Below are 11,913 nucleotides of genomic sequence, written 5' to 3'. Positions count from 1 at the left end.
GATGGCTGAAAAACTTCGCTTTATATTAGTGTCACCAGAGCGTGAACTATTAAATGATGAAGTTGATGAGGTGATTGCTCCTGGTGTAGAAGGTGATTTTGGAATTTTACCAGGGCATACACCATTTTTAACTGCTTTACGTGTTGGTGAGCTTATATATAAAAAGGATGGTAATGAGGAGTATGTTGCACTGGATAGAGGATTTTTAGAAGTATCTGATGATGTTGTAACTGTGTTGGCTGAAAGTGCAGAACTTGGTAGAGAAATTGACTTAGAAGAAGCTATCAGGAGAAAGCTGGAAGCTGAAAAAGCGTTGGAAGCTGCTAGAAAAGAGGATGAAATTAAGTTTAGAAAAGTGGAAGCTCAATTACAAAGAGAATTGCTAAGGGTTTCTGTAGCTGAGAGATATAAAAGATAAGCGGCTTTTTAAGCCGCTTTTTTTATTTATATGGATAAAACTGTAGATTCAATCATCTATAAAGATATTTTTATAGTCCAGCCAAAAAATGGTTTCAGATTTTCAGTTGATTCTCCATTATTATTTAGATTTATTAATAAGAACAAAATATTTAAAAATGCATTAGATATCGGTAGTGGAAGTGGTGTACTTTCTGTATTGCTAGCTAAACAGTTTAATATAGATTGTATTGATGCCGTTGAGATTGATAAAGTAATGTACGAATGTTTAGTTGAAACAATAAAAATGAATAGATATGAAAATAAAATTTATCCACACAATAATGATATATTCAGATTTAAACCTGATAGGATGTATGATTTAGTAATATGTAATCCACCTTATCGTAATAGAAAAAAAGGAAGAATATGTAAAAGCGATATCGAGAATCAAGCTAGATTTGATGATCTCATGCCAATTGATAAATTGTTTAGTTATGTTAGAGGTGTCATTAAAAATAGGGGATATTTCTATATATGCTATGATGCAGATCTGTTTGTAACACCAATATATCTTGGTAGGAAATATGGATTGGAGCCTAAAAGAATTCAGTTTCTTCATCCTAATGAAAAATCGTCAGCTAAAATCGTTTTTATTGAATTTATTAAAGATGCAGGGGTTGAACTTAAAATAGAACCACCTATATTTCAAAATAGCAAAGAATTTGAGATGCTGCTGAAAGAATAAAATATAAGAGGTGGCATATGAGTGCTATGGTATTTTTTTCTGCTACACCGATAGGTAAAGAAGAGAGTGTTTCAAAATATGTAGCAAGAGTAGTTAAAAAAATTAAAGAGAGTGGTTTTAATTGGCAACTAACTCCAATGGGTACAATTGTTGAAGGTGAAAATTTGAAAGAGGTTTTGAATGTTGTAGCTGATGCAGTAGAAGAATTAAAGGACTGTAATAGAATATCAATCTCGATTAAGATTGATTATAGAAGAGATAGAAAGTCAGGACTTGATAAAAAAGTAGAATCTGTAATGAGTAAAATTGAAAAATAAAGGTAAGATTTCCTGTTATAGTTGTAAAAATTTTTTTATTACATGGGATAAAATGCATCCATATGGTTGTAAAAAAATAGGGTTTAAATCTAAAGTTTTACCTATGTTTGAAGTGAAAAAAAGTTCAGGAATAGATTGTTTGTATTTTACTCCAAAGCATAAAAAAATTTAAAAAAGATGAAAAAATTTGTTGACTTTATTTTATTGTTTTGTTATAAGCTAAATCCCGTCAGCGAGATAGCTGATGTTGAGAGTGAGCCGTTAGCTCAGTAGGTAGAGCAACTGCCTTTTAAGCAGTGGGTCGCAGGTTCGAAGCCTGCACGGCTCACCATTAATGTCCCCATCGTCTAGCCTGGCCTAGGACACCGGCCTTTCGAGCCGGTAACGGGGGTTCAAATCCCCCTGGGGACGTGAATATGGGCGGTTAGCTCAGCTGGGAGAGCACCGGCCTTACAAGCCGGGGGTCGTAGGTTCGATCCCTGCACCGCCCATTTTCAGGGGGCGTAGTTCAGTTTGGTTAGAACGCCGGCCTGTCGAGCCGGAGGTCGCGAGTTCGAGTCTCGTCGTCCCCGTTTAAAAGCCATCTCGAAATAACGAGATGGCTTTTTTTATTTACAATTTATTTCAAAAGGGTATTATTATACATATGAAAGTGTTAGCTACAAATAAAAAAGCTTATCATGATTATGAAATATTAGAGAAATATGAGGCTGGTATTGTACTCAAAGGGACAGAGGTTAAATCTGCTAAGAATGGTAGAATAAATTTAAGAGATTCTTTTATTAGAATTAGTAATGGTGAAGCATTTTTGTTAAATTGTCATATATCCCCTTATGAACAAGGTAATATTATGAACCATGATCCAACTCGTACAAGGAAATTATTATTACACAAAAGAGAAATTGAGAGATTGGCTGGAAAAGTTCAAGAAAAAGGGTTAACATTAGTACCCTTGAGGGTATATTTAAAAAATAACCTTGTTAAGGTTGAAGTTGCTTTAGCAAAAGGGAAAAAATTGCATGATAAAAGAGAAGCGATTAAGAAGAAAGATTTAGATAGAGAAATATCAAGAACATTAAAAAATAAGTACAAGATAAAATAGACTTGATAAAATCAATTATGTTAATAACATTATAAGTATAAGGGGGCGAAAGGTTTCGACGGGGAAATCGTAGGCTTAAGGAGCATGCCGAGGTCTGGTGCCTCGTAAAACAACCAGACAAAAATAGTTGCAAACGACGAACTTGCACTCGCTGCTTAATTAGACAGCGACGTCCACCTGAGGCTTGCCTGCGGCTTCAGGCTGGGCGCCAATTTAGCAGGCTTTGCCTACTGTGACGCCTCTAAGCAGTAGGCGAGATTTTAGAGGCTTGCTGCTGGATACCCTGCCTATGGGGTCGCCAGCAGGACTAAAAAAACATAGGCTAAGCATGTAGCGCCTTAAGCCGAAGTTTCCTCGGACGCGGGTTCGATTCCCGCCGCCTCCATAATTGATGTCTGGATTCTGACAATATTCTAAAAAGATTGTTTCCTAATTGTGAACATGAGTTATATTCATTTAAGTATTTTTCAGCCCGTTTATTTTTCAATACTGCTAAAAAATAATCCCAATGTTTCATCTTTCGGGATTTGTAACTGCCATTCATCTCTAATATTACTAAAGATAATACCTTCTCTAAAGCTTCATAGTGCAACTAAATTTGTGTAAGATTGAGGCTATTGCACAATAAATTAAGTTTTGCTGAGGATGTTCCACAATAGACTAACTTGTTGATAATTATCATTATTATGAGATTGCTTTGTCGCATTTGTCCTCTCAATGACCCATAAATTCTGTCATTGCGAACGAAGTGAAGCAATCTCATGATTAAACGTCGTAGGTGAGATCGCTTCGTCAGCTTACGCATTCTCACGATGACTGTTTCGCTGCTATTGCGAGCGTTATCAAAGCAATCTGAGGTGCTAAGCAATTGTTATTGTGTAACACCCTCAAAGTTATATTTATAATTTACTATTTTTGATTTGTCCTCATTGGTAGTCAATATAATGCTGAAAGGAGTTTCCCTTTTGATATTTAAGCTCTTCAAGGTAAACATAAATCTTAAATCTGAGATTTTATAAGTGTTTTTACCTATTTTTTGAATGATAGGATATTTTGTAAACCAGTAGTAAGTTTTTAAAAAACCATCTACAGTAAATATATTAGATAAATTGTTGGTTTTTAATGAAGTGTATTTTTCAAAATCATTTAAATTTGTATCAGCGAATAATGTTTTTGTGGCAACATAATATGAAGAATTATCTTCCATTATTACTTTCCAAAAAATCGGTGTAAAAGGTGAGGGGCTTAAATAAACCTTTTTATCAGGGTATCTTGATTCTAACATATTTGTGTAAATAGCCTTAAGTGCTAAATTTGACAGAGGATAAACAAAGATAAAGCTAAACAATATTAATCTAATTTTTTTAGAAGTAAGTTTTTTTGAAATGAAAAAGAATATCAATATAGTGACTGTGAAAATAGGATCTATTATAAATGTGCACTCAAGAGTGTATCTTTCATTTGTAAAGTGGAGAGCAATTTGCGTACCGTAACTTGTAATTAAATCCAAAAATATGTGAACAAAGCTAAAAAATGTAAAAATTAAAAATATCTTTTTTAAATCTGTTTTACGAAAAAAAATATATTTTAATAAGAGTGCTGAAACGAATGAAAGTAGAATAGCACCTAAAAAAGAGTGAGTTATCCCGCGATGGTGAATCAGATAAAGCTGAGGATTACCTGCAAGTCCAATGATATTATCAATATCCGGCAAAAGTGCGCCTATCACTGAAATTATGTATATACTTTTGTCACTTTTTTTATCTTTTAAATATGAACCGCTTAAAAGTCCGCTCCCAATATGAGTAACAGGATCCATTTTCATCTCTTTTAAGTGAAATATATATAAAAAATTAAAGTCTATAAAAACCTAAATTAAAATCATTACAAGTTTATTTTTTAAGTTATGTATGTTAAAACTTAAATATGAAAAAATATATTATAATTCATAGAATAATGATTTGAAATTCATTATAGGGCTTTTAAAGAGAGAGAAATTTTTGGCAAAGTAAGGTATATGTCTGAAAATAGCCTTACGAGGAAATTTGATATGAATAGATATCTTATGAGGGTTGGTGCTTGAGATTATTTATTTTAATATTACTTTTGTTTACAAATTTTGCTTTTGCATCAGACTTTGTAAAATTAAAGGCAACTGACCGTGTAAATCTGCCTAATGACCTTTATTATAAAGATAATTTTGTAAGTCAATGGTGGTATTTTACAGGGCATTTAAACTCAAATGATGGGAAAAGATTTGGCTATGAGCTTACAATATTTGTGGTAAATGTGAATAAGAAAAAGTATAAAAGCAAATTTGGGCTAAACAGGATTTATATTTCTCATTTTGCAATTACAGACATAAACAATCAAAAATATTACTTTGAAGATGATACATCAAGAGGAGCCTATAATGAAGCTGCAGCAAGTGATAATAAGTTGTATGTAAAGGTTTTTGATGATTTAGTTACCGGTAGTATTGAGCAAATTGACATAAAAGCAAAAGCTAAAAATTTTAGTATTGATATAAAATTGATACCTACCAAAAATCCTATTTTAAACGGAGAAAACGGTTATTCAAATAAGATTTACGGATGTGAGGAGTGCGCTTCATTATATTTTTCAATTACAAGGATGAAAACTACCGGATATTTACAGATTGATGAGAAAAAATATTCCGTTTCGGGGGAAAGCTGGTTTGACAGAGAAATTAATTCAGATTACAGCACCGATAAATTAAAAGGTTGGGACTGGTTTTCAATTATGCTTGATGATGGCAGAGAGATTATCATTTATCAAATTAAAGATAAAGATGGTAAAATTGACAAAAGCTCATACGCGGCAATTATTGATAAAAGCGGCAATAAAATTAATCTTGATTTTGATAAAGTAAAACTAAAACCTTTAGAATTTTACAAATCAAAAATAACTTCTGCAAAATACCCTATAAAGTGGGAAATCAAGATAAACGATAAGAAGATATTTGTGGAATCCCTTGTTAAGAATCAAGAGTTTGTAGCTTCAAAATCCACTTTTAATTATTATTTTGAAGGTGCTTGTAAGGTTTATGGGGATTTTCATGGAAAGGCTTATATGGAGCTTACAGGATATTGAAATATTGTAAAAAATATTGGAGAAATTGATGATAGCTCTTAAAAATCTATGTAAAAGTTATGGTGAAACAAAAGTTTTAAAAGATATAAATTTACATATCAAAGATGGAGAATTTGTATCAATCATGGGCCCATCAGGCTCAGGTAAATCCACACTTTTGAATATAATTGGTGCAATGGATAAACCTAATACTGGAGAAGTTATAATTAATGGTGTAAATATTACAAATTTCAATGAAGAAGAATTAACTGAATTTAGAAAAAAGTATATAGGTTTTATTTTTCAGTTTTTTAATCTGTTCAACAATCTTACAGTTTATGAAAATGTATTAATCCCACTTTTGATAAATGGCATTAATAATGAAGATGAGATAGAAGAAGTATTAAATATCCTTGATATTAAACATAAAATAAACAATTTTGCACATCAACTATCAGGTGGTGAGCAGCAAAGGGTTGCAATAGCACGCACAATAATAAAAAAGCCTAAGATTATTTTGGCTGATGAGCCAACAGGAAGTCTTGATACACTCACTGGTGAAAAAATCTTAAATATTTTAAAGAGTTTAAATGCAAAATATAATACTACGATTGTTATGGTTACTCACAATGAAGAGATTGCAAAATTTACCGATAGAATAATCCGTATTAAAGATGGCCGTATTAGAGATTGGATAAGTGATTAACAGTTTAAGACTCATATTTATTTTTGCTTTGAGAAATTTAAAAGAGGAAAAGCTCTTTAGCCTTATATCCATTTTTGGTGTAGCTCTTGGTGTAGGCTTGTTTTTATCTATCTTAAATTCCACCCAAAGTGCAATAAAAAGTATGTCAAGTGATATAGAAAAATTAAATCCTATAGCAAATTATGAGATAAATGACAAATTTGGCAAACCTTTTGACGAAAGTATAATTAAAATTTTAAACGATAGACAGATAAGAAATTACCCTGTCATAAAAAATAATGCTCAATCAGAAGATGAAAAATTAGTTATCCCTATATTTGCAATAGATTTACTTAAAGCAATAAAAAACAGTAATATTGACATAACAGACTCAAATTTAGATTTGCAGAGTTTTTTTCAAAAGCAAAATGCAATATTTATTACAGATGACATTGCAAAAAGATTAAAAGTAAAAGTAAATGAAGAGCTTTTCCTAAATGTAGATGGAAGAAAAAAGTTTTTTATAGCTGGAATTATAGATTCAGAGCAAGTGCCTTCAGGTATTTATCAGGATATTGGTAATTTTCAGGAAGAATTTAAATTTTTTGGAAAAGTATCAAGGATTGATGTAAATTTAGAACAAGAGCAGGTTGATGAGCTAAAATCTTTGTTGCCTGCAAATCTTCTTTTGCAAAAGAAATCTGTGCTTATAAAAAATCAAGGGGAAATCTTAAAATCGTTTAAAATGAACCTTTATTTTATAAGTTTTATAGCTTTTTTAGTAGGATTCTTTATGCTCTTTAATACTATTTTTATTACCGTTGTCAAAAAAAGGGAACAAATTGGCACATTAAGGGCATTGGGAAGTTCAAAATTGCAGATTTTATTTTTGTTTATTTTTCAATCACTTTTCCTTGGTATTTTGGGCTCAATTTTAGGGCTATTATTGGGACAAATTTTAAGCATATATTCTTCTGCTGTAGTTGAAGAAACAATAAGTACAATCTTTAAACCTGTTTATATAAAAAACATTTTTTCGTTTAACTCATATTCATTTTATGCTGTTTTTTTGGGTATCTGCATCTCACTCTTATCCTCTGTTTTTCCTGCGATAGAAGCAGCCAGGGTAAACCCTGTAGAAACTGTAAGAAGAGGGACTTTTGAGCTAAAATTTAAAAAATATTATAAAATTTGGTTTTTAGTTGGACTTTTTTTTATTGGATTAGGAATACTGTTTAGCTTTTTTGATTATTACTACAATATTTCTGAGTATCCTTATCTATCCTATGTAGGAGTTTTTTTTATACTGATTGGTTTTTGTGCTGCAGCATTTTTATATCTTGAAAAGCTTATAATTTTTGTAGAAAAATTTATAAAAAAGATATTTAAGACAGCAGGTTTTATATCTTTTGCAGATATTTTCAGTAGCTCATACCGATTTGCCATTGCATTAATAAGTGTAGCTATTTCAACGGCACTTGTTATCAGCATGGTTACTTTAATAGATTCCTTTAAAATTTCACTCACAAAATGGATAGATAACAACCTTAGAGCAGATATTTTTATCAAGTCCGCAAGTTGTTCGTCCAATTTTTGTTTTGAGCCCCTTGATGAAAATACTTTATATAAAATCAAAACTGTTGATGGGGTAGAAGCTGTCAGCACTTTTCGTGCTATGCCGGGGACTTTTAAAGGGAAAGAGATACTTTTAGGTTTTGGAGAGGAAAAGGTTGTTAAAAAGTATCATAACGGTATCGATAATTTTGAAGTAACAAAAAGTGTAGCTGTTTCAGAGTATTTTAAAATTAGATACGGTTTAAAAGTAGGGGATTTTATAGAAATTGACACGCCAAAGGGGAAGGAAAAATTTAAAATCAGAGAAATTTTTACAAGTTATTCTAATGTAAATGGATTTATAATCTTTGATAATTCTTTTCAAAAAAGGTATTGGGACGAATTAAAATTTACTCAAGTCAGTATTTATCTCAAAAAAGGGGTTGATGCAGATAGTGTTATCAGCAAATTAGAAAGCTTAATTAATCAAGATGGAAGTTTAGATATTTTCAATAACGATGTTATCAGGAAAAAGGTTATCAAAATCTTTGATAAGAGCTTTGCTATTACTTATGCTATTCAGGGGATAGCTCTTATTGTATCACTTTTTGGTATGGGGAATATGCTCTATGCAGTAGCCCTTGAGAGAAGAAAAGAGATTAGCATTTTAAAATATTTAGGTGCAAATAACAGGCTTTTATCTAAAATCTACACACTGTCTGCAGCTGTAATCGGTTTCTTTGGTGCTTTTTATGGAGTCTTGCTTGGAAGTGTATTAAGTCTAATAATCATCAAAGTGGTAAATACAAAATCTTTTGGCTGGTCAATTGAATATCATGTTAACTTTATCAAAACATCACTTTTACTCTTAGTCCTTGTGCTGTTTGTAATTTTAGCGGGTTTATTGCCTATCAAAACCATCAAACAGCTAGACCCTAAAAAATTTGCAAGTTATGAGTAAATATTTCCAATTATAGGTGTAGAAACCCTAAGCAATCTAAATAAATCTTAGATTAAATGATTTATATTATAAGATATCCTATAATGTAGTGCAATAACCTGCTACTTTGTTTATTGTAAAATAATAAATTTTCTTGATTTAAAATGATTGGGGGAATATATAACAAGTATGGAAAAGATTAAGATTGCAGTTACGATTGGAGATCCTGCAGGGGTTGGTCCAGAAATTTGTTGTAAAATGATACGTGATTACTGCAATAAAAAGCCTGACGATTATGAACTGTTTGTGGTTGGATATAAAAATATCATTAAGAATACTTTTCAAAATGTACTTAAAGATGATTTTGATAAATATAATTGTGTGATTGTAGAGCCTGATGAGAAAGTAAACTTAGAAAGTATCCGTTATGGCGTTGTTAATAAGGAATGTGGCAAAGCTTCTATGTTATTTGTAGAAAAAGCAACTAAGATGGTATTAAATGGGCAAGCAGATGCTCTAGTAACATCGCCTATAAATAAGCAGGCTATAAATTTAGCTGGATATGATTTTCCTGGTCATACTGAATATCTAGGTTATTTAACAAATACATATGATTTTAGTATGATGCTTGTGGGGGATAAAATAAAAGTAGTTCTTGTAACTACTCATTTAGCAATAAAGGATATAGCAGATAGAATTGATAAAAAAGCTGTTAAAAAAGCAATTTTAAATGCAAATAGCGCAGGGCGTTTTTTTGGAATTCAAAAACCCAGAATTGCAGTTTGTGGATTAAACCCTCATGCTGGAGATGGGGGTGTGCTTGGGGATGAAGAGCTTAAAATAATAACCCCTGTTATAAATGAATTAAAAAGTGAAAATATAGATGTACATGGCCCATTTCCTGCTGATTCACTATTCCCAAAGGTATTGATGGGTGAATTTGATTTTGTTGTTTGTATATATCATGATCAAGGGTTAATTCCTGTTAAAATGGAAAGTTTTGGTGCAGCAGTCAACGTTACTCTTAATTTGCCAATAATTAGGACTTCTGTCGATCATGGCACAGCTTATGATATTGCTGGTAAAAATTTAGCAAATTATGGAAGTTTACAAAGGGCAATAGAAGTTGCTAAGGATATGGTAAAAAATGTTAAACTTAATCAAAGCTTATAAATCAGAATTTAATAAAACGAAAAAATCACTTGGTCAGCACTTTTTAACTAATAAACATTTTATAAGTGAAATTGTTAGTTTTTTAGATTTAAAAGAACATGATAATGTAGTTGAAATAGGACCAGGTTGCGGTGTCTTAACATATGAAATATTGCAGAAAGGGGTAAATTTGACTGTAGTTGATATAGATAGTGATGTTTGCGATTTTTTATCAAGATATCTTTATTATTTCAAAAATCTAAAAATCATTAATAAAGATTTTATTGAAATAACTAGAGATGATTTGCCTGATGGTAAGCTTAAGTTTGCTGGAAATCTTCCATATAATGTATCAGTCAAAATTTTTGAAAAATGTGTAGATTTTATAGATGATATAGAGTTAATGACTTTTATGTTTCAAAAAGAGGTTGCTGATAGATTGACCAGTGAACCCTGTTCTAAAACTTACTCTTCACTTTCTATCTTTGCCCAATACTATTTTAATATTGAAAAGATTAGGAATATATCAGGTGCAAATTTCTGGCCTAATACCAAGGTTACATCTACTGTTTTAAAATTTATCCCAAGAGAGAGATATTTTAATGACTTGAACAAAGAAAAAAGATTTTTTGATTTTGTGATGAGTTGTTTTAAAAGTAAGAGGAAGACATTGAAAAATAACTTATCTTATTTGAGCAAAGAGCAATTAGAAAAGATTGATAAGCATTTTGGAGAAAAGATTAGAGCAGAGCAATTGTCATTAGACGATTTTATAAAACTTTTTGAAATGATTGAAAATGAATAACGAAGTAAAATCCTATAAATTTACTGTTGTAGATACTGAAACAACTGGTCTGAGTCCTTACAAAGGTGCAAGATTAGTAGAAATAGCAGCGGTTAGGTTGGATGAAGGGCTCAACATTCGTTTAGATAGGGGGTTTTCTACTTTGATAAATCCTAAGAAACCTATCCCTTTTCAAGCATATAAAATTCATAAAATCAGTGATGAAATGGTAAAAGATGCACCGACTATCGAAGAAGTATTACCTCACTTTTCTAAATATGTCGAAAATACTGTTTTTGTAGCTCACAATGCTCCTTTTGATTTTAAATTTATCGATTATTTTTATAAAAAAACTGGGATGAATTGCCCCTTAATTGCGGTTATTGATACTCTCAAGTTATCAAGGAGAATAATACCTGGACTTAAAAGTTATAGTCTTGATTCGTTAATTCAACATTTTAATATAAAATTGAAAATAAATGGTAGTTATAGGCATAGGGCTATTTATGATGCGCTTCATACAGCTATTATTTTTAAAAAACTAATTGAGATAGAGAGTCAACGTAAAGGTTCTCTGCTGTTGAGTGATCTTGTATCTTATTGTTATTGAGTAGCAAGCCAATCTTTAGCTTCTTCTAATGTATTACAAAGTTTTAGATTTTTTCTTCCTGTCAATCTTAGTATCAAGCTATATACTGCCTTCCTCCATCCAGTAACACCCACAACAGCACCTACTTTTACAAAAGGCTTGTTATGTTCGGCAAAATCTTTTAAGGCAAGTTGTTGTTCTTTCCCACCCATTAAATCAGTAACATTTACCAAAGTGTAAACGCTCCCTTTTTGAAGAGAACTTATTACCTTTTTCCCCTCTTCAATTAGTTGGTAAAATTCCATAGGTGTGGCTTTTGAAAAATCTAAGTATATTATGGTCTTGCCTTTATGTGAAATAACTTGGAGTCTATCCATGCTGAATACCTCATTTGTGTATTTTTAAACGTTGTTATAGAAAAAAAGAGTGTAAAAGTCAAGTTTGGAGTTAGATAATAAGTTTAATAGAAATATTTAAGTTGTTGCACAATGGTTGAACATGTTGAACATCAGACTAACATATTGATAATTGTTATAATTATTAGATTGCTTCG

13 protein-coding genes, 4 tRNA genes and 1 other RNA gene are annotated in these 11,913 nt (G+C 31.2%); 16 read left to right on the top strand and 2 right to left on the bottom strand.

The window, feature by feature from the left end:
• Position 1: 1 nt before the first annotated feature.
• The 10 genes from DEFDS_RS09515 to ssrA all read left to right on the top strand — a co-directional run bounded on the left by DEFDS_RS09515 (position 2) and on the right by ssrA (position 2,951).
• Positions 2-418: a F0F1 ATP synthase subunit epsilon gene (locus tag DEFDS_RS09515; protein WP_013008582.1), complete on the top strand. Its 417-nt coding sequence runs from the start codon at positions 2-4 to the stop codon at positions 416-418.
• Positions 419-448: 30 nt separating this feature from the next.
• On the top strand, positions 449-1,144 hold the full coding sequence (locus DEFDS_RS09510; RefSeq protein WP_013008581.1) for a tRNA1(Val) (adenine(37)-N6)-methyltransferase: 696 nt from the start codon (positions 449-451) through the stop codon (positions 1,142-1,144).
• Positions 1,145-1,161: 17 nt separating this feature from the next.
• The gene (locus tag DEFDS_RS09505) at positions 1,162-1,461 is read left to right on the top strand and encodes an MTH1187 family thiamine-binding protein (RefSeq protein WP_013008580.1); all 300 of its coding nucleotides are present in this window, start codon (positions 1,162-1,164) and stop codon (positions 1,459-1,461) included.
• Positions 1,451-1,633 (top strand): hypothetical protein, encoded by a 183-nt coding sequence (locus tag DEFDS_RS13065; protein ID WP_041223719.1) that lies wholly within the window; start codon positions 1,451-1,453, stop codon positions 1,631-1,633. Before DEFDS_RS09505 ends, DEFDS_RS13065 begins: the two co-directional genes overlap by 11 nt.
• A gap of 83 nt (positions 1,634-1,716) precedes the next feature.
• Positions 1,717-1,792: transfer RNA gene (locus DEFDS_RS09495), tRNA-Lys, on the top strand.
• Between the two features lie 5 nt (positions 1,793-1,797).
• Positions 1,798-1,872 (top strand) — tRNA-Glu (locus DEFDS_RS09490).
• Positions 1,873-1,879: 7 nt separating this feature from the next.
• A tRNA-Val gene (locus DEFDS_RS09485) sits at positions 1,880-1,952 on the top strand.
• 6 nt (positions 1,953-1,958) lie between these two features.
• A tRNA-Asp gene (locus tag DEFDS_RS09480) sits at positions 1,959-2,033 on the top strand.
• A 74-nt stretch (positions 2,034-2,107) separates the two neighbouring features.
• Positions 2,108-2,563, top strand: a complete 456-nt coding sequence (smpB, locus tag DEFDS_RS09475; protein ID WP_013008579.1) for an SsrA-binding protein SmpB — start codon at positions 2,108-2,110, stop codon at positions 2,561-2,563.
• 41 nt (positions 2,564-2,604) lie between these two features.
• Positions 2,605-2,951, top strand: a transfer-messenger RNA (tmRNA) gene (gene ssrA, locus DEFDS_RS12855).
• Positions 2,952-3,434: 483 nt separating this feature from the next.
• Here ssrA and DEFDS_RS09470 read toward each other — a convergent pair.
• Entirely contained in the window at positions 3,435-4,382 is a 948-nt protein-coding gene (locus DEFDS_RS09470; protein WP_013008578.1) for a metal-dependent hydrolase, read from the bottom strand.
• Positions 4,383-4,669: 287 nt separating this feature from the next.
• Between DEFDS_RS09470 and DEFDS_RS09465 the strand changes: the two genes are divergently transcribed.
• The 6 genes from DEFDS_RS09465 (at position 4,670) to DEFDS_RS09440 (ending at position 11,381) form a co-directional block, all read left to right on the top strand.
• Positions 4,670-5,677 carry a carotenoid 1,2-hydratase gene (locus DEFDS_RS09465; protein ID WP_231841017.1) on the top strand — a complete coding sequence of 336 codons (1,008 nt, stop codon included), beginning with the start codon at positions 4,670-4,672 and terminating at the stop codon, positions 5,675-5,677.
• 28 nt (positions 5,678-5,705) lie between these two features.
• Positions 5,706-6,362 (top strand): ABC transporter ATP-binding protein, encoded by a 657-nt coding sequence (locus DEFDS_RS09460; protein WP_013008576.1) that lies wholly within the window; start codon positions 5,706-5,708, stop codon positions 6,360-6,362.
• Positions 6,355-8,856: an ABC transporter permease gene (locus DEFDS_RS09455; protein ID WP_013008575.1), complete on the top strand. Its 2,502-nt coding sequence runs from the start codon at positions 6,355-6,357 to the stop codon at positions 8,854-8,856. Before DEFDS_RS09460 ends, DEFDS_RS09455 begins: the two co-directional genes overlap by 8 nt.
• A 168-nt stretch (positions 8,857-9,024) precedes the next feature.
• Positions 9,025-10,008, top strand: a complete 984-nt coding sequence (gene pdxA, locus DEFDS_RS09450; RefSeq protein WP_041223718.1) for a 4-hydroxythreonine-4-phosphate dehydrogenase PdxA — start codon at positions 9,025-9,027, stop codon at positions 10,006-10,008.
• Complete coding sequence (gene rsmA / locus DEFDS_RS09445; protein WP_013008573.1) at positions 9,983-10,792, top strand: 16S rRNA (adenine(1518)-N(6)/adenine(1519)-N(6))-dimethyltransferase RsmA; 810 nt, start codon at positions 9,983-9,985, stop codon at positions 10,790-10,792. The genes pdxA and rsmA overlap by 26 nt, the downstream gene beginning before the upstream one ends.
• Positions 10,785-11,381 carry a 3'-5' exonuclease gene (locus DEFDS_RS09440; RefSeq protein WP_153801490.1) on the top strand — a complete coding sequence of 199 codons (597 nt, stop codon included), beginning with the start codon at positions 10,785-10,787 and terminating at the stop codon, positions 11,379-11,381. Before rsmA ends, DEFDS_RS09440 begins: the two co-directional genes overlap by 8 nt.
• On the opposite strand, the gene DEFDS_RS09435 is transcribed toward DEFDS_RS09440, so the two are convergent.
• Positions 11,375-11,737 carry an STAS/SEC14 domain-containing protein gene (locus tag DEFDS_RS09435; RefSeq protein ID WP_013008571.1) on the bottom strand — a complete coding sequence of 121 codons (363 nt, stop codon included), beginning with the start codon at positions 11,735-11,737 and terminating at the stop codon, positions 11,375-11,377. The two genes, DEFDS_RS09440 and DEFDS_RS09435, sit on opposite strands and share 7 nt — an antisense overlap.
• Positions 11,738-11,913 lie beyond the last annotated feature (176 nt).

Source organism: Deferribacter desulfuricans SSM1, assembly GCF_000010985.1.
GTDB lineage: Bacteria > Chrysiogenota > Deferribacteres > Deferribacterales > Deferribacteraceae > Deferribacter > Deferribacter desulfuricans.
Note: the sequence above shows the minus strand (reverse complement) of the source record. Positions and strands in the feature narration are given on the sequence as shown.

Excerpts from the sequence above, each read along its gene's own strand:
- DEFDS_RS09515 (WP_013008582.1), top strand. The coding sequence starts at position 2 with ATGGCTGAAAAACTTCGCTTTATATTAGTGTCACCAGAGCGTGAACTA.
- DEFDS_RS09510 (WP_013008581.1), top strand. The coding sequence starts at position 449 with ATGGATAAAACTGTAGATTCAATCATCTATAAAGATATTTTTATAGTC.
- DEFDS_RS09505 (WP_013008580.1), top strand. The coding sequence starts at position 1,162 with ATGAGTGCTATGGTATTTTTTTCTGCTACACCGATAGGTAAAGAAGAG.
- smpB (WP_013008579.1), top strand. The coding sequence starts at position 2,108 with ATGAAAGTGTTAGCTACAAATAAAAAAGCTTATCATGATTATGAAATA.
- DEFDS_RS09470 (WP_013008578.1), bottom strand. The coding sequence starts at position 4,382 with ATGGATCCTGTTACTCATATTGGGAGCGGACTTTTAAGCGGTTCATAT.
- DEFDS_RS09460 (WP_013008576.1), top strand. The coding sequence starts at position 5,706 with ATGATAGCTCTTAAAAATCTATGTAAAAGTTATGGTGAAACAAAAGTT.
- pdxA (WP_041223718.1), top strand. The coding sequence starts at position 9,025 with ATGGAAAAGATTAAGATTGCAGTTACGATTGGAGATCCTGCAGGGGTT.
- rsmA (WP_013008573.1), top strand. The coding sequence starts at position 9,983 with ATGTTAAACTTAATCAAAGCTTATAAATCAGAATTTAATAAAACGAAA.
- DEFDS_RS09440 (WP_153801490.1), top strand. The coding sequence starts at position 10,785 with ATGAATAACGAAGTAAAATCCTATAAATTTACTGTTGTAGATACTGAA.
- DEFDS_RS09435 (WP_013008571.1), bottom strand. The coding sequence starts at position 11,737 with ATGGATAGACTCCAAGTTATTTCACATAAAGGCAAGACCATAATATAC.